This window comes from Paenibacillus sp. J23TS9 (assembly GCF_018403225.1).
Lineage (GTDB): Bacteria > Bacillota > Bacilli > Paenibacillales > Paenibacillaceae > Paenibacillus_AQ.
On sequence record NZ_BOSG01000001.1, the window covers coordinates 2,387,822 to 2,406,067 of the forward strand.

The window sequence follows — 18,246 nt, forward strand, 5'->3', positions numbered from 1 at the left end:
GCTGTCATATGTAACAGTGATATGACTCAGGGAATCTTTTACAAAAGATAGTATAACACGGATTAAAGGTGCAGGAATGCAGAAAGGCCGGGTGATAACACCCGGCCTTTTACTTATTTAGCTGTTGATCAAGCTATACATCATTTTGGCAATTTCCGCCCGGGTTACTTTCCCCTTCGGATCAAATCGGTGATTGCCTTTACCATTCATGAGACCGAGCTTGTTCGCACGCTCTACCGCTTCTTTTGCCCAGGAAGCCACTTGGTTCATGTCCGTAAAGCCCGTGCTCACAGAGCCTGTCCGCTCCTTACCATTCAGAACATCGCTTACTTTCATCATAATGACAGCTGCTTCCTCGCGGCTGATTGTGTCTTGTGGCCGGAACTTGCCATCACTGCCTTGGATAATACCAAGCTTCGCTGCCTGTGCAACCGCAGCGGCATAATAAGCTTCGGCAGGCACATCCTTAAATTCCTGACTGACCGAGGTCAACTCTGCGCTGGCCGCGCGCATTGCCAAGGTTACGAAGTCAGCACGTGTTACATTTTTACCGGGTCCAAATTGTTCTTCAGTCATGCCTTGGATTACATGTTTGGCCGCGAGCTTGGTAATGAATTCTTCCGCCCAGGAGCCCTGCACATCCTTGAACTGTTTGTGGTACTCAAGGACTGCGTAGGAGCCAGGCTGGTCTGCTGTGAAAGTCACCGTGCTGCTACCAAAGCTGCCACCCTTGTACACTGGCTTCCCCCCTTGCAGCAGATATACACCGGCATAATCTGTTTGAAGCTGCTTTTGCTGCTCAGCTGTGAGACTTCTTTCTAATGTTACCTGGCCTCCAAAAACAGTCACCGGCGTTTCATTTTGCCCTTTGACCTGTGCCATGCGCAGCGTATATACGAGACCACCATGCGAATATTCCTTCGAAGTGCCAATACTGCTGCTCATCATTTGTTTGATGCTTTCATTCATCGAGGTGGCAATCCGAAGCAGCAGCTGGTCCGCTTCATCCAAAGAATCCGGCAATGCAGCCGGTGGCACTGTAACGGTAAGACCCGTTGCCACGATAATGAGAGACAGCTGGCTGTCCTTTGCCTTTTTCAACGATGCTGCAGGAAGATATACTGCAGATTCTCCTGTTTGTTCATTCTTCCCCGTTAAATGTATAACCACCTTACCATTGCTTGTGCTTGTTATGGCTTTATCGAGAGCCTTGGCATCCGCTCGATAAGCCCCCTCTGCTGATAGCTGCAGCGTCATTCCTCCATCCCCGGTTTCAGGTGAAGGCTTCACAGGTACTGTTGGCGTTTCTGGAGTCACCACTCCACTACCACCGCCGCTGCTTTCACCGCCCCCCGGAACCTCAGGATGTATTTCACCGGTTTGCTTACCGGTATAGAAGCCCCAAATATCTGATAAAATGCTGCCGCTGTATTCATCTTCGGCTTTCACATACCATTGATCATAACCGTTTGGAGTCAGGCCGTTCCAAGTAGCTGAGGCTTCCGTGCCGCTCTTCACATTGGACTGGAACCCAATTTGCTGATCTGTGTATACTCTTACACCAATATAATCCGTTGCCACTCGCTTCGTTGTCGGCTCCAGACCAAGATCCAGACTAAACTCGTCTTTTCCCTTTTCCGTTTCAGGATCATAGTAATTATAATCATCCAAATAAGGAGAATACGTTTTGATGTGGAGCTTGTTATTTTTCATATCGAACTGCATAAGACGGATATATCCAAGCCCGCCCTCTGCTGCTCCCTGATAATCAGCCAGCATTTGATATACATTCCGGTCGGGGATCCCGTCCCCGTTGTCGTCCAGCTGATCAACCTTCAGCTCTGCATCATGATAATGTCCGGACAATGCAGCGATGACATTTTTATTCGGCTTGATGACCTTCTCAAAAATCTGATCGGCAATCGGAGCCCGGTTATTCGATACAAGTAAGTATTCATGCAGACAGAGAATCGCTTTACGCTCCGGATACTTAGCCACGATCTCGTTCATCCAGTCGATTTCCTTATCGCCGAGTCCCCAACCCATATAGACGATTACAAAATCATTTCCGTTCGAAGAAACCAGGTCATAATGACCGCGGTTATTATCATACGATCCGCCGAACACCTGGTTATTTTTAAAGCGCTCCTCGCCGAAATACTCCTTGAACTTGGTATAATCATTATTCTGGTGATCGACATCATGATTGCCTGCCAGCACACCATAAGGAATATTGGCATTCTCCAGAACCTTCATATCCTTGTCGGCTTCGAGCCATTGATATTCCTGATAGGATTTATCGACGACATCTCCGGTATGGATGACATACTTGATGTTCATCTTTTCCTTCTGATCCACGACCCATTTTACGATATTTTGGTAGATCTGTGGATAGCTCTGGGAATAGTACTGCGTATCAGACATCCAGATAAAAGAAAAATCATAGGGGTCCTGCGATTCCGGTGTCGGCTTGCTGCCGCTATCCGCCGCCAGAACTGCAATCTCATCCTGAACCATCACATCAATGACTTCACCGTTCATATAATCGCCGGCTTTGACTACAGCTTTCAGTTCAAAATCATCCGCGCCCGCGATGACATGATCCAACTGTTCCCACTGCTTTTTCGTCTGGCTCCAGGCATACAGGCTTACTTTCCGGCCTTCCAGAGATTTGCCCTTCCAGTTCACCTCTACCCTATCGGTGCTCTTCACGGAAGGATCGAGCTTTACTTCAAAGCGCTGGTATGGAAACTGTTCAACAGAATCATTGACGAGATACTTACCGTCTTCAACGCTGATTTTCTCGTAATCCTCTTTAGTGAGCGCCTTTTCTCCGGCAGGTGTCATCTCCTTCGGAGGCTCCGTCACCGATGTGTTGGTATACCCGGTAAAGCCCTCCGCACGATTTCCATCATATTTATACCCTTTGTAAAAGGTAACCTTCATTGGATCCTGATTAGGGTCCTGTACCTTCACCGTTAAATTCGCGTTGGCTCCCACATCGGTCTGTCCCTGCTTCGGACTGATCAACTGCGGAGGAAGCGGGTTTTCGTCCGGCACATTAAAATTCACTGTCTTTTCGGAAATGTTTCCGGCTTTATCCTCTGCCTGGATATACAGCTTATGGGCTCCGCCCATCATTCGGCCGGATGATGTCTTATAGGGCAGCTGAATCGGCTTGTCATCCAACTTCACCGTAATGTTGTCCAGTCCCGCATATACATCCTTGATGTCCGCATCAATATCAAACTCTCCGCGATACTCTTTACCTTCCTCAACGGTTGGCTTTATCACGGGCGGCGTGTTGTCAACGATGACATTGGAGCTGATCTGCCCGGTACCATCAGAGATGCTTACTTGATGCGGCCCATCCTGCACCAAAGTAGTATCCCAAGCATAAGATTTAGCTTTCAAATGCTCCTGCTTCAGGTCAAAGTGGAATCCTATAAATTCGCTTTTACCAGCGGAATCGCCCATCTTGATTTGCTTTTCTTTCTCAGCATAGGCAGGGTCCCAAATTTCCGTACCATCCGCGAGCAGCAATCTCACATTTTTAATTTCAAAATCATCCTTATTCTCTTCCGGACGTTTATCGAAAGGCGATGTTTTCGAACCTGCCCGAATGTAAATGATGTTATCTCCTTGGGTCAATCGTTCAGAACGGATTGGAAAGGAGAGTGTCGTATATGTCGTTATCGGATCCATAAACGTATACAAAATCGACTTGTCCTCCAGCTCCGGAGGTCCCATCGTTACAGCATTTTTAAAATAATAGTCCACATTGATGGCGTCAAAGACGAAATAAGCATCATTTTCAAGACCGGCAAAGGTATTGGCATCCGGCAGCCTTTTCCCGTCAAGACTTAAGCTGATTCCAGCTGTTCCCGCTGCTTCAGAGGTCCCTTTAATCGTATACTTACCTTTTAGAATCTCCTTGTCCTTCACATTCAGACGCAGCGGAGCATCGTTTAAGCCTCCGGTAACAGCCACTTTAACAGGCTTCGATTGCGTTTCGTTCGCACCATCAGAAACCACGTAATAATATTCAATATATTTGCGTCCGATTAACTCGGCAGAAGAAAGCTTGTAATGGTACATCATGTCATTGAAATCTTCCTTCAACGGATGCCCGGTGAATTCAGTCTGTTTGTCTGAACGGACATAGACTTCCACGGAGGTAATCTCATGATCGTCCTTTGCATCTGCTTTTAGCTCGAGTCCTTTCGACTGCTCCACTTCCGTTATACCCGTCAGATCCTGAATGGTAGGAGGGATACTGTCGACAATAACATGAACCGGATCGGCAGGGACCTGAGCAGAAGTAACAGAACCCGGTGATGGTGCTTCGATGCCTGAACCGGCTTTAATCATAACCGTGCTTCCGTTACGCGGATAGCTGTACCCGATAGCCTTGTCCTCTTTGGTTTCGTCACCATTGGTGCCGCCTTCGTATAGCAGATCTGCATCATAATAAGCTGAAGAGATTTCTTTGCCTGTATTCGTTTTGATGACGACAGCGCGTCTGCCGGAGTTTGCCATCCCATCGCTTTGAATGGTCTGGAGCGTTTCATCCGGAACCAGATTCGTTTTATAAAAGCTATTAAAATCATCTGCCTTATAGGCTGTATTGGCAGTGTTCTTCACCCAGAAGACAACGGACTGTTTCGAAGGAATAACAAAATCCGTTTTGGTGGAAGGCCATTCAACATCCGCTCCAGTGCCTTTGTCCGGATAACGGTAATAGATCTTATAATTTTTGAATGATACCGGCTGATCCGAATTGTTGTACACCTCGATAAACTCATAAGCATCCGATGAAGTCGTTGGTACATTCGTCGTATTCGGAACCAATTCGGTTATGAGCAGTACGGGTGCTTTGGATGAATCAAAAGATTCCATGTTCACCTGAGAAGTAAACGGCTTGTCCAGCTGCCCCGCCTGAATCCGGTATTGAAGCGTCGGTTCAATCAGTGCGGCTGCCGGAATTGTGGCGGTGTAATCACCTGTATTTCCGGAATCCGTCATCGTTGTGACGTTGTATCTGGATTGGGATGGTGTCTTATATAGCAGCTTCACAGGCATTTTCGAGCCATCTGCATTTGTACCCGGATTAACCACCCGCGCCTTAATCTCAAGATCCTTTACATCTATGGAAGCAGCAGCTGTATGATTGATTACGGTTTGGTTCCCTGCTTCAACAACCAACGGAACAGCCTGGTCAGGATCGATAGTTCCAGGGGTTGCCGGCTGCTTTCCAGAGGAATCCATAACACTCATTATGCTACTGCCAGCTGCAGGATGCTTGAAAAAGATTCCCATATTGGTTTTAACATGTGCGGGCTCATAAGAGGCTGTTATGACAGGCTCGTTGTTTTTGCCCCTAATTGTCAGGGTTCTGGCACTGCCGTTAGCCATGCCTCCTCCGCCCTGAATACGAAACAGGTTCACACCTTTAATCAGATTGCTCCCGAAATTCTGGTTGAAATGCTCCTCCGTTTCCTCATTGTTCTTTCCGTTCATTATCCAGAACACCACGGGCTGCCGGGCAGGAATGATGATATCCGCTCCCCCTTCGGGTGTCCACGGATCCTTGTTGTTATAAAAGAAGGAATAGTCCTTGAAATTCAGATCCTGGTCGGTGTTATTGTACACCTCTACGAATTCAAATGCGTCTGTATTGGTATCAGGCAGATCAGACGTATCTGGTACCATCTCGGTAATCAGCAATGCAGGCGCAGGTGATTCGGCGGATAATAAAGATTGCGGCACTTCCTCTCGGATCGCAGTTGAATAGGATGCAGACTCGATAACCTTTGATTCTGAATCCAGAATCTCGATCGTGTAGTTCAGCTCACGGCCGATCAACAACTCACCCGGGATTTCTCCTGCATATGTATCCAACTGCTGTGCTTCAGGTTTCAGCGTGACAGGAGGTTGTTCCTTTCCATCCACCGAGTAGCGGATTTGCCCGGTCCATGCTTGTCCATCACTATACACGCCTGCTGTGACCGAATAGTTCTTCTGCTCCGGGATCCACTCTACGGGCGTATGCTGCAGCCGAATGCCGCTTGGCTCTTTGCCCGTCGTTGTCTCTTGCTCTTTCTCCATCGTAGTTGTTGCCGGAGGCGACTCCGCGTGAACCTTTGAGATGAGAAGAGAGGGAGTTCCGGCCGTAAGCATCATGCTGCTCAGCATGACGATCGACACACTCCGTTTGATTCTGTTTGTCCTGTTCAATGCAGCTTACATCTCCTTTACAAGTACATTGGATTTTTGACATTTCTTACCCATTGTATATAGGATGTGTTCGCTGAATATTAGCGCAGGGTAAACGGATAGTTAATATCATTAATAGCATTAAATAATGGACAGGCGAATGATAGCTTGAGATTTCTGACAAAAAAAGACGGTTACCTTGTCAGATAACCGTCCGGAATGATATTCTCTTGTATTAATAAAGCCGCTTTTCATAACTCTCTGTCAATGACGCCCTTACTTCGCGGGTGGAAAGACGGAGTCTGCCGGCATGTTCCGCGATGATGGAGGCGGGATCCGGAAGCGATTCTCTGGAAGGCCAGCTATCCGGCTGCCACAACTTGGATCTTTTCAATGCCTTGGCACAGTGAATGTAACATTCCTCAACTTCTATACCAATACCCGCAGCAGGTACTTTTCCTTGTGCGGACATTCGCTCCATCAGATCCTTATCACGGATCACATATCCTCTCCCATTGATTCGCAGCGTCTCTTCCAGGCCCGGGATGACGAAAATGAGACCAATATGCGGATTGATGAGAAGATTGCGGAGCGAATCATATCTACGGTTGCCCGGACGTTCCGGAAGTATGAGATGCTGATCATCCAATATGTACGCAAAACCTGGGGCATCGCCACGTGGAGAACAATCGCATTCACCGCCTGCACCGCTCGTTGAAATAAAGACCAAAGGCGACAGGGCTATAAACTGCCGGCAGTTATGATCCAAAGCAGCGATAACTTTATTGTTGGCCAGCTCCCCCGGTTTGCCAGCTAGCTGCTCCAATTCCTCTTCAGATTGTATGATATCCTTAAATACACTCATTTGGTAATCCACCTCCATCACCATTATAGTACGTGCCTATTAAGAAAATCATCATTTCGGAAAAAAGCCGGAGCTCTGAGGAAAGAGCTTCGGCTTTTTTGGTCAGCCGCAGAGATTAGACTCTGCGGCTGTCCGCATATTCGGCCATGGCATCGCGCATGAATGCAGCGAGACCTTCTCCGAACTGATCAATATTCCGTGTAAAACGCTTATCATCCACATACATTTGACCCAACCCTTTAAAGGCTTCAAGTGAATAATTCCCCATCCGGTTCAGCATTTGAAACCACTCGCCTGTCGCTTGCTGCGCCTCATCCGAAGCCGGAGAACCATGCCGGAGCTGCGCAAGCTTCCGATAAATAGCATTCATCTCTTCTCCCAGCTGCCCTTGTTCTTTTTTGGACATCTTGTTCAATCTATCATTGGAATCGTCCACTGCTTTGTCCCCCCAACGTTCTCTGGCTTCCTGTTCATAGGGGTTGCTGCTAAAATCAAAGCCAGCGAATTTGTCCTGGTTCGTCATTCTGATCTCTCCTTTTTCATGCTTCATCGTCTTCTCCAAGGTTTCGATCATCCGCTCCAGCCGGACGCGCTTTTCCAGCAGCAGCTTATGGTGAAGCTCCATCACTTCCTGCCTTTTAAAATCCGGTCGGCTGACGATTTCACGAATTTGCTTCAGTGGGAAATCCAGTTCCCGGAAGAATAGAATCTGCTGCAGCAGCGTCAAATCCTCATCCGAATAAATCCGGTAACCGGCTTCTGTCGTCTGGCTAGGACACAGCAGGCCGATCTCATCGTAGTGATGAAGCGTACGTACGCTGATTCCAGCAAGCTCCGCGACTTCCTTAACCATCATGGATGCTCTCCTCCTTTCAACTTCACTATAGAGAATGACGTAACGTGAGAGTCAACAGTCAATTCCTTAAACTTTTCACTAAATCAAAGAAGCTTATAACGAAGGCTTATCATCTTTGCTAGACGGCGAATGTAGACTCTCATCCCACTCCCTGGTCTTCTCTTGTTCTTGATTCCAGTTTTCTTTTACCTGGTCCGAATACTTTAGTAATGACTTTTTGAAATCAGCAAGCACTAAATAAATAATACCAACAACCAGCGATAAAATACTGAGCGTCAACAAGGGACCGCCTGATTTGGCCAATATCTCATGATAATAGTCCCAGCTCCATCCACTATTCGCGGGAAGCAGCATCACAGCTGTTAAATACCTGATTCCAAATAAAAATGCCGCAATTGCGACAAAAGCAACACCTGCACCTCTTCGGTTCATAAGTTCATACCTCCTGTACATTTTCAGTGTTTTCATCCTGTTGAAACCATCCACTTATGTAATAAACGTCGTATATCCTGCTGATGTTTTAAAAGAAATATCCCTGATTATACCATTTCCTGCCTGATAGCAGCCTCCCTGTGATTTTATGTTCTGTCCGTGATATCATAGAAATCAAACCGCAGTGTACATATGATTAGTAAAATACGAAAGGGAGCTGAACGAATATGAAACAGGAAATCATGGATCGCTTTATTTCCTATGCCAGAATTGAAACACAATCGAATGAGGACAGTCCCTCATGTCCTTCTACACCGGGCCAGTTAACACTGGCACGAAAGCTGGTTGAAGAGCTTAACGTGATCGGCATGCAGGAAGTCACCATGGATGAAAACGGTTATGTCATGGCAACACTGCCGTCTAATACAGACCGAGATGTGCCAACCATCGGCTTCCTTGCCCATGTGGACACCGCTACGGACTTCACGGGAGCAGGAGTTAACCCGCAAATCGTGGAAAATTATGATGGCGGTGACCTTGTCCTTAATTCCGGACTCAAGGTTGTGCTGTCTCCCAAGCAATTCCCCGAGCTGCCTGAATATAAAGGCCATACGCTGATTACGACCGACGGAACCACGCTGCTTGGAGCCGATGACAAAGCCGGCATCGCCGAAATCATGACAGCCATGGCCTACCTGATTGCTCATCCGGAAATTAAACATGGAAAAATCCGTGTGGCATTTACTCCCGATGAAGAAATCGGCAGAGGCCCTGAGAAATTTGATGTAAAAGCATTCGATGCCACCTTCGCTTACACCATGGACGGAGGGCCTCTTGGGGAACTGGAATATGAAAGCTTCAACGCAGCCAAAGCCAGCATTACGATTAACGGCACGAATGTCCATCCCGGTACAGCTAAAAACAAAATGGTCAATTCCGTTAAAATCGCCATGGAGCTGAACGGCATGCTTCCAGCTGAGCAGGCACCTGAGCATACGGATGGTTATGATGGTTTCTACCACCTCATGAGCCAAAATGGTGACACTGAACGCACAAGAATGGAATATATCATCCGTGATTTTGATAAAGCGGAATTCGAGAACAAGAAGCAAAACATGAAACGTATCGTACAGGAGCTCCAGGCCAAATACGGAGAAGAGCGGATTGTGCTGGAGATGCGTGACCAATATTATAATATGAAAGAAAAAATCGAGCCTGTGAAAGAAATTGTAGATATCGCGTATGCTGCCATGGAAAGCCTGGGAATCAAGCCGATCGTCAAGCCGATCCGCGGCGGCACAGATGGTTCACAGCTCTCCTATATGGGCCTGCCAACACCTAACATCTTTACTGGGGGCGAGAACTACCACGGTAAATTTGAATACATTTCGGTGGATAATATGCTGAAGTCGGTGCAGGTCATCGTGGAAATCGTTCAACGCTTTGAGCAGCGCGGCGCATGAACAATCTCCCTGAGGGCAACCGCCAAAGCAATATTGAGCGCTTCTCCGGCTATGAGGATACCTATGACCGGTACCGGCCCAGTGCACCACAAGAAGTTGTAAATATTCTGACTGGCTATCTCCAGCAGAAACCTGGCCTGGTCCTGGATATCGGCTGCGGCACTGGCCTTTCCACATTTATCTGGGGGAACCATGCGCACAACATCGTTGGTGTGGAGCCTAATGACGATATGCGTGGTAAAGCCGAAGCCAAGCTGAACTCGCTGCATCTTCAAGAAGCTGATGGCAGCATCCGCTTCATGAGCGGTTATTCCAACCAGCTTGAATTTCCGGATGGAGCCGCTGATTTGATTACCTGTTCCCAATCCTTCCACTGGATGGAGCCGGTCAGTACACTGGCCGAGGTGGCCCGAGTTCTGAGGCCGGGTGGCGTCTTCGCCGCATATGACTGCGATTGGCCGCCAACCGCTTCATGGCAGTCCGAGAAAGCTTATGTAGAGCTTCTCGGCAATGCTGACAAGCTGCTCCAAGAGCGTCAGGATCAACAGGATCAAGCTCTGAAACGGAACAAGGAATCGCATCTGTCCAACATCCTTCACAGCGGATCTTTCCGCTATGCTCGGGAAATCGTTTTTCATAACCGGGAGCTTTGTGACGGAGAACGATACATCGGTCTTGCGCTAAGCCAAGGAGGTATCCAGTCCGTGTTGAAGCTTGGGTTACCCGATCTTGACGAAGAAATTCATCGGTTCAAAGAGCTGGTTAAGGAGCATTTCCAGGACCGTAAGCTTGAAGTGCTGTTCAGCTACAGGATGAGAATCGGGATCAAATAAAAAGAAGCGGGACAAGGATATGATACCTTGTCCCGCCATTTTATTTCAAATATCCTTTGAGAAGATCCAAAAAAATGCTACTTCATTGCCATCATTAACCGCATCACATTCTCCGAAGCCCGTTCCATATTTGTAGGCCCCTGCTGCAGTGCTTCCTCAAGCGTTGAAACTCCAGGCATAATACCAAAAATGGCATCAAACCCCTGTCCATACAATGTTTCAATCCCATCCCCGATCCGGCCGGCAAATGCGATAACCGGTTTATTCAGCTTTTGCGCTATCATGGCTACGCCGAGAGGTGTCTTACCGAATTGAGTTTGATAGTCAATACTCCCTTCCCCTGTCCACACCATATCAGCTTGCTTCGCCTTCTCTTCAAGACCCGAATATTCGATGACCAGGTCGATCCCTTTTTTAAGAACACCGTTCAAAAACACCATCAACCCTGCACCCAGCCCCCCGGCGGCGCCTGCGCCCGGGACATTCGCAATATCCTTGTTCAGCTGGGATTTGATCACATCCGCATAGTGCAGTAAATTGGCATCCAGCTCCGCTATCATCTCCGGTGTGGCACCTTTTTGTGGCCCAAACACTTGTGATGATCCCTCAGGTCCGCAGAGAGGATTGGTGACATCACACGCTATTTCAATCTGGACGTTTGCGATTCTCGGATCTAAACCACACAAGTCAATGCTGGATAATTTCCCTAGCTCGCCACCGCCAGGTCCAAGTTCCTTGCCGTCTTCATTTAGCAGCCTACCGCCCAATGCCTGAATCGCTCCGGCACCGCCATCATTGGTAGCACTGCCGCCAATACCAATCAAGAGCTTGCCCACGCCGTGATCCAATGCCGCATGTATCAATTGTCCCGTTCCATAGGTCGAGGCCAGCATGGGATTACGCTCGGATACGGGCACGAGACCGATACCGCTTGCACTTGCCATCTCCAGAACAGCGGTCTTCCCGTCACCGGTAATTCCGTAAAATGCTTCTACTTGATTGCCTAATGGTCCCTTGACCATGTGCGAATGAATGATTCCGCCTGTCGCATCCACCAGTGACTGCATCGTTCCTTCCCCGCCGTCAGCCATCGGGACATGAACGCATCGGACCGATGGATTCGCCTTGCGAATCCCACGTTCCATCGCTTCACAGGCCTGCTTGGCTGTCATGCTCTCCTTAAAGGAATCCGGAGCGAGCACAATAACCATCTCTTTATTCATACGGATTCCTCCTCACATGTACTTCCTTTATGGTTAGATCTAACTGATTATTCACTATAACTTGGAAGTCCGCATTTTCCGAATAACCTGATTGGTCACCTCTGACAGCAGCAGCCCGAGCGCAATAGCCCCCGACATCATAAAAGCCTCTGCACCGGATTGTACTGCCTCATTATACTGATTTTCCACAGCATTCCGCATAGCGTCGTAGGCCAATCCCCCCGGAACAAGCGGGATAATACCCGAGACACTGAATACGATGATAGGCGTACGATAAGTTTTCGCGAAAATATAGCTGATCATCGTGACACAATAGGCGGCAACCACTGTCGCAGTCAACCGCTGAACTCCGATATCCTGCAGCCAGATATACAGCACCCAGCCTACCATTCCTGCCAGTCCGCACTGGATGAGTGCCTTTTTCGGACAATTAAAAATCATGCCAAATGCGGCAGAAGCAATAAAACTGGTTACGATCTGTTCAATGTACATAAAGTCCCCCTATTGAAACGACAGCATGAACGCGATGCCCGCGCCAATGGCAAAGGATGTGATAAAAGCTTCCGCTCCCTTGGACAAGCCGGAGACCAGATGTCCCGCCATGAGATCCCGGATCGCATTCGTGATGAGCAGTCCGGGAACGAGCGGCATGACAGAACTGATAATGATGATGTCACGAGCCTGCCCAAATCCGTATTTAACAAAGAAAATAGAACTTAAACCAATCATCAGCGCCCCTGAAAATTCAGCGAAAAATTTAACCGGCACTAGACGATGCAAAAGCACCGAGCAGTAATAGCCGATTCCGCCTGCCAGCATTGCCGGTATGAAGTCAGACCAGGTGCCGCGGAACATGATCAGGAAGCATCCGCTAGCCACCGCAGCCATGAGCACGTTCAGCCACAGCGGGTATATGGCCTGGGTGCGATCAATTTCCTGAAGCTCTTGATATGCCTCATCAATCGATAATTCACCCGTGCTAATCCGGCGGGAAAGGCTGTTCACCTGATCAATCTTATGTAAATTGGTTGTCCGCTCCGTAATCCGGTTAAGCCTTGTCATGGGCTGCGGATCCTCAAGGGAGAAAATAATCCCCGTGGGGGTCATATAGCTGTGTGTGTGGTCAATGCCGTAAGAAGAAGCAATCCTCATCATTGTATCCTCTACCCGGTAGGTTTCTGCACCACTTTGCAGCATAATTTGTCCCGCCAGCAGACAAACCTTCATAATTTCCCGTTCTTTCTGTAATGAATCTTCCAAAGCCTTCTCCTTTCGCCTATGCCCACTATGATGTCGAATTATATACAGTATAATCCCTTTTCCGATTAAAACCATAGAGACAGGCTCAACCCACGATCATTCCTGGTTTTTCTTCAAACGCCCCTCAACGAGTACAATCATGAGCGCTGCCAATAGGACAACTGCAGCCACAATGACAAAAAAACCAGCGACACCCTGAATCCACAAACTGCTTATGACACTGATTAAAATCAAGATGATCCCCATCAGCATCATCAGATTGGCGCTATAGCTGTTACCCTGATTCCAGAAACGTTCATTTTTCATCGATTGCGATGATCTGTAACCATACCGTCCTTTCCCTTCATGGGAAGGCTTTATTCTCATCGCAACGCCAAGCACGAAATAAATCACACCGATCAGAAAACCTAAAATAAGATTACCGATATCCATCTTAAGTCACCGCTCCTTATCCATTAACGGATTTATCTCATGGCCGCATGTAAAACCTCATGCTGATACCGCTATGTTTCTCCATTCCAGACATAACTCCGATACAGATTCCCCGCCGATTTGCAGCTCATCCTGCATCAGAAACTCTCCGCCCATTTTTTTATAAAACTGTACCGCAGGATTATCCTCAAACACCCATACCAGCATGGAATGATATCCTTGTTCACGGAAGTAAATCGTCAAGCGATTCATGAGTTCGCGGCCATGGCCCTTTCCATGGGCTTCTTTTAAAAGGTAAAGCGAATAAACCTCGGCATCAATATCCAGTTCTGTTTCCCGGCTCAATCCTCCATTAATAAAGCCAACCACCTCACCAGATGAATTCTCCAGCACAAAGGTCATTGTTTTATTGGCAGGTTCTAATACCCTGGTCCACAATTCAATCCGTGATTCCAGCTTCAGACCGTCCAGATAAGTATCCGGTACAATACCGCGGTACGTCGTTAACCAGCTATCCAAATGCACCTTCGCTAATCCGTAAATATCCTTCTCTTCCGCCTGTCTAATGATCCATTGTCCCATGACATCAGTTCCTCTCCTGCATGTGCCAGCCATCCCATGAAAGCTTATTATGTTCGACTATAGTTTTCCCTGGCAGGAAAATCAAGAGTTAATATCCCGCTTATTGACTTCCTTTGGTTTAGAAGGTTTTGGGATGAGCGAATCGAATATTTGAAACAGTGTCCAAGGATCAAACGGAGGTGGTGTTTAGTGAATAACAGCTCTTAGCCGGAGCAAACGAAAATAAAAAGGAGAATGGGAGATGGATCATGTCGAAAAGCATCTTATAAATGACCAGTTATCACGTTTGCGCGTAAAGCTGCTGTTAGCCAAGCATTCCATTTGCGGTCCGCAGTGGCGAAGATACCGCTTTGTTCCCTGCTATGACAAGCTTTACTATATTTCCGAAGGGGAAGGATGGATTCAGGTCGGAAGAGAACAGCTTAGGCCTAAGCCAGGCGAGCTTGTCTTCATTCCCGGAGGTACGGAGCAATCCTATTCGGTAACTGACGGTATCCCTTATACCAAGTACTGGTGCCATTTCAAATCCAATCTTGATTTCATGAGGCTATTTCAACTCTTCGGCATTTCAAACGTGGTTCGACCTGGAAACTCACCAGAACTTCTGAAGTACTTCCAGCAGCTCACGGAATGCAGCGCCAAGCCCGGTCCGGCAACGTCCATCAAAATCCAATCCGCACTTTTGTCCATCATCGCCTTGTTTATCGATCATGCTGCCCTGGACAGCAGAGCCAGTGAGGCACCGGTATTCTCCCGCGAGCTGCTGGAAACGATTCATTTTATCGATAACCATCTGACTGAGGAGCTTACGATTCAGGAGCTCTCAAGCAATGCCCACTTCCACCCCAACTATTTTATCCGGCTGTTCAAACGACATTTGGGGATAACGCCGATGCGTTACATCCATGAGCGCAGACTGGAGCAGGCACAGCGCATGCTTGGAGCAACCGATTATAGCGTAAGCGAGATCGCGTACAGAAGCGGGTTTAAAGATGTTTCCTACTTCTCAGCTGCCTTCAAGAAAAAAGCCGGTATATCTCCTTCGGAGTACAGACAAGATTTTTTACAACGTTAGTTTTACAACAATTTAAGTTAGCAAAACTCATTCCTCATCCTATTGTAAGCGCTGTATTATGATTGGAACCGCTTCTTATGAAGCGGACTCTATCATTTGCGGGGTGGGAACATGAGAGTAACAACCGGTTTCAGATTTTTTGTGGCACTATGCGTCATCTTGTGCAGCAGCCTGCCATTCACAATGAGCAGCTTGTCGGCACAAGCCCAATCTATGAAGCTGTATGTCTCAAAAAATGGGAGTGATTCGAACGGGGGCACGCTGAACAAGCCTTTTGCGACGTTAGAAAAGGCCAGGGATGCCATACGTGTCATGAAAAGCAAGGGACCGCTCCCTGCCGGTGGTGTAACGGTCATGATTCGAGGCGGCGAATACCGTTTTACCCAAACGCTTCAGCTTGACGAACAGGATTCCGGAACAGCCGATTCTCCGATTACTTATCAAGCCTATGATGGTGAAAAGGTGATATTTTCAGGCGGCGATTTGCTGGATACTTCCCGGTTTCAGCCGGTTAGCAATCCCGAAACCCTGTCCCGTATTCCGGAGCAAGCCAGAGGCAAAGTGCTGCAGCTGGATCTTAAAGCACTTGGTATCACAGACTATGGCAAGCTTGGAAACAACCTGGAGGTTGCACCGGAGTTATTCGTGAACGGCAATGCAATGACGCTGGCCCGCTGGCCGGACAACGGATTCGCCACCATCAATCAAGTCGTCGAAAAGGCGGATGATTCGGCGGGTAAAGGCTACACGTTTACGTATAACGAAAACGGGCTTCATTCTTGGAAGACCATTGATGATACATGGATGCTGGGTTACTGGGGGAATGATTGGGCCACCAATGATCTGCAGATCAAATCGTTAGATCTCAGTCAAAAGCGCATTGAGAGCTATAAGGGAACCAGCTATGCCATGAAAGACGGGCAAAGGTTCTATTTTTACAATATTCTCGAGGAGCTGGATGCCCCGGGTGAATGGTACCTTGAACGGAGTACAGGCTTGTTGTATCTTTACCCTCCCGCTCCCCTGCAGGGAATGAAGCTTCAACTATCCTTATTTAATCAGAACCTGATTACGATGAACAATACATCCAACATGGTATTTAGTGACCTGTCTATGGAAGTGAGCCGCGGAAATGCGATCGATATGACCGGAGGTGAGAACAATTTGATCCGCCGCTGTGAAATCAGCAAAATGGGCGGTTACGCGGTCAAAATTAACGGAGGTCAGCACAACGGTGTATTCGGCTCTAGCATCTACAGCATGGGGAACGGAGGCGTCTCATTGAACGGCGGTGATGCCGCCACTTTAACTCCGGCAGGAAATTACGCAGACAATAATGACATATACAACTATGCCAGAATTAAACTCACTTACACCTCTGCCGTGGAGATTAACGGGGTTGGAAACCGTGCGACTCATAATAAAATGCATAACGCCCCCCATCTGGCGATCCAGTTCAGAGGGAATGATCATGTCATTGAGTACAATGAAATCTACGATGTGGTGAAGGAAACCGCCGATGCATCAGCGATCTACTCAGGAAGAAGCTTTGTCTGGCGCGGCAATATCATTAACTACAATTATATTCACGATATCGTAGCCAGCGATTTGCGGGTATCGACTGCGGCTATCTATCTCGATGACTATATGAGTGGCGTGGAAATGCGCGGTAACGTTTTTTACAATATCGGTAAACAGGCGTTCAAGCTGGCCAATGGCAGGGAGAATATTGTGGAGAACAACCTCGTTATCGATTCCGGCACATCCATTGCTTTCATGGCCCGTAACTATAAGCCCGGTGAGAAAAACTATACCTCGCTGATGAGCAAGTTCGACCAAGTACCATATCAAAGCGAGATTTGGAGTAAACGATATCCTACCCTACCAAATATCCTGAACGACGAACCGCTGCTGCCGAAACGGAATGTTGTTCGCAACAATATTTTCGTGAATAGCGGACCCATAACCGGTGACCAGCAAAATATGGATCTGGGTACCTTTGAGAATAATTTATCCTTCAATACAAAGGACGAACTCGGGCTGCTCAACTCAGCAAAAGAGAATTTTCAAATCAATGATCAATCTAAAATCCTCTCCGGTTTGCCTGAATTCAAACCTATACCATTCGCTGAAATGGGGATAAAAGCCTCAGGACTGCCTCCTGTTCAATCCGGCTTATCCGCCCGTTCAATCGAATTCCAGCAGAATGTAAATGAGTCAAGTGTAAATCTCAGTCTGAATGGCAATACCCTCACCTCGATCCGCGATGAAGCGGGACCTTTAACCCAGGGGACGGATTACGTCATTCAGGGAACGACCGTCGTTTTCATCAAAGCATATCTGTCCAATTTGCCAACCGGTTACCATACGATGGTATTTTCGTTCAGTGAAGGAAATGATGCTTTTTTGAGCCTTCGCGGTATCCCTTCCGCAAGCTAGCTAATATTCAGCTATAAATAATTTAAGAGAACAAAAAAAGCCCCGGGGTTAACCCGGAGGCTTTTTCAGGTTATCGAGGAAATCTCGCAAATCCGTATTCATAAGATTATATAGTCCAGCACCGTTTCCCCGCCGATCACTTCACCGGTCTCTACAAATCCGAAGCCTTTATATAAACGGTTAGCGACTCCATTATCAGGAACATGGGATATGCGGATTTTGACACAATCTGAATGGCTTTTCTGCTGCTCCAGAACCGCCGCGAGTCCAGCTTTGCCATACCCCTTACCTTGATAGCGTTCATCAATCATGAACCGGCAAATCCAGAAATAACCGTCCTCAGGATAAACCTCCTCATCGAACAAAGCGAATCCAACCATGGTATCGCCAGTGTAAATCCCATAAGGTCTTGAAGATGGTTCCCGCTTCGCCTTCTCGAGTGAATCGGAATTCGGGGCTACAAGCCGCCGCTGATCTTCCCTTGGCTTGAGCTGCAAGCATTCTTCCATGTTGTCATCGGTAATCAATTTCAGGTACACGCTTGTCATTTTATAAAGACCTCTTCTCTCG

14 protein-coding genes are annotated in these 18,246 nt (G+C 47.6%); 4 read left to right on the forward strand and 10 right to left on the reverse strand.

What is annotated here, in order from left to right; all coding sequences use genetic code 11:
- Positions 1-117: 117 nt before the first annotated feature.
- The 4 genes from KJS65_RS11160 to KJS65_RS11175 form a co-directional block, all read right to left on the reverse strand.
- Positions 118-6,237, reverse strand: a complete 6,120-nt coding sequence (locus KJS65_RS11160) for an S-layer homology domain-containing protein (RefSeq protein WP_213649883.1) — start codon at positions 6,235-6,237, stop codon at positions 118-120.
- A gap of 214 nt (positions 6,238-6,451) precedes the next feature.
- On the reverse strand, positions 6,452-7,081 hold the full coding sequence (locus tag KJS65_RS11165; RefSeq protein WP_213649884.1) for a pyridoxamine 5'-phosphate oxidase family protein: 630 nt from the start codon (positions 7,079-7,081) through the stop codon (positions 6,452-6,454).
- A 115-nt stretch (positions 7,082-7,196) separates the two neighbouring features.
- On the reverse strand, positions 7,197-7,937 hold the full coding sequence (locus tag KJS65_RS11170; RefSeq protein WP_213649885.1) for a MerR family transcriptional regulator: 741 nt from the start codon (positions 7,935-7,937) through the stop codon (positions 7,197-7,199).
- A 93-nt stretch (positions 7,938-8,030) separates the two neighbouring features.
- Positions 8,031-8,369 (reverse strand): hypothetical protein, encoded by a 339-nt coding sequence (locus KJS65_RS11175; RefSeq protein WP_213649886.1) that lies wholly within the window; start codon positions 8,367-8,369, stop codon positions 8,031-8,033.
- Between the two features lie 227 nt (positions 8,370-8,596).
- On the opposite strand from KJS65_RS11175, the gene pepT reads away from it, so the two are divergent.
- Both pepT and KJS65_RS11185 read left to right on the forward strand, forming a co-directional pair.
- Positions 8,597-9,832 carry a peptidase T gene (gene pepT, locus KJS65_RS11180; RefSeq protein ID WP_213649887.1) on the forward strand — a complete coding sequence of 412 codons (1,236 nt, stop codon included), beginning with the start codon at positions 8,597-8,599 and terminating at the stop codon, positions 9,830-9,832.
- Positions 9,829-10,665: a class I SAM-dependent methyltransferase gene (locus tag KJS65_RS11185; RefSeq protein WP_213649888.1), complete on the forward strand. Its 837-nt coding sequence runs from the start codon at positions 9,829-9,831 to the stop codon at positions 10,663-10,665. Before pepT ends, KJS65_RS11185 begins: the two co-directional genes overlap by 4 nt.
- A gap of 77 nt (positions 10,666-10,742) precedes the next feature.
- Here KJS65_RS11185 and KJS65_RS11190 read toward each other — a convergent pair whose 3' ends face one another.
- The 5 genes from KJS65_RS11190 to KJS65_RS11210 all read right to left on the reverse strand — a co-directional run bounded on the left by KJS65_RS11190 (position 10,743) and on the right by KJS65_RS11210 (position 14,162).
- The gene (locus KJS65_RS11190; protein ID WP_213649889.1) at positions 10,743-11,888 is read right to left on the reverse strand and encodes a glycerate kinase family protein; all 1,146 of its coding nucleotides are present in this window, start codon (positions 11,886-11,888) and stop codon (positions 10,743-10,745) included.
- A 54-nt stretch (positions 11,889-11,942) separates the two neighbouring features.
- Positions 11,943-12,380, reverse strand: coding sequence for a threonine/serine exporter family protein (locus KJS65_RS11195; RefSeq protein WP_213649890.1), 438 nt, complete (start codon positions 12,378-12,380; stop codon positions 11,943-11,945).
- A gap of 9 nt (positions 12,381-12,389) precedes the next feature.
- A complete protein-coding gene (locus KJS65_RS11200; protein WP_244864484.1) occupies positions 12,390-13,148 on the reverse strand; it encodes a threonine/serine exporter family protein in 759 nt (252 codons plus the stop codon).
- A 96-nt stretch (positions 13,149-13,244) separates the two neighbouring features.
- On the reverse strand, positions 13,245-13,580 hold the full coding sequence (locus KJS65_RS11205) for an SdpI family protein (protein WP_213649892.1): 336 nt from the start codon (positions 13,578-13,580) through the stop codon (positions 13,245-13,247).
- Between the two features lie 57 nt (positions 13,581-13,637).
- Positions 13,638-14,162: a GNAT family N-acetyltransferase gene (locus tag KJS65_RS11210; protein WP_213649893.1), complete on the reverse strand. Its 525-nt coding sequence runs from the start codon at positions 14,160-14,162 to the stop codon at positions 13,638-13,640.
- 241 nt (positions 14,163-14,403) lie between these two features.
- Between KJS65_RS11210 and KJS65_RS11215 the strand changes: the two genes are divergently transcribed.
- Positions 14,404-15,237, forward strand: coding sequence for an AraC family transcriptional regulator (locus KJS65_RS11215; RefSeq protein ID WP_213649894.1), 834 nt, complete (start codon positions 14,404-14,406; stop codon positions 15,235-15,237).
- A gap of 111 nt (positions 15,238-15,348) precedes the next feature.
- Positions 15,349-17,676 (forward strand): X2-like carbohydrate binding domain-containing protein, encoded by a 2,328-nt coding sequence (locus tag KJS65_RS11220; protein ID WP_213649895.1) that lies wholly within the window; start codon positions 15,349-15,351, stop codon positions 17,674-17,676.
- A 98-nt stretch (positions 17,677-17,774) separates the two neighbouring features.
- On the opposite strand, the gene KJS65_RS11225 is transcribed toward KJS65_RS11220, so the two are convergent.
- Positions 17,775-18,224 (reverse strand): GNAT family N-acetyltransferase, encoded by a 450-nt coding sequence (locus KJS65_RS11225; protein WP_213649896.1) that lies wholly within the window; start codon positions 18,222-18,224, stop codon positions 17,775-17,777.
- Between the last annotated feature and the right edge of the window lie 22 nt (positions 18,225-18,246).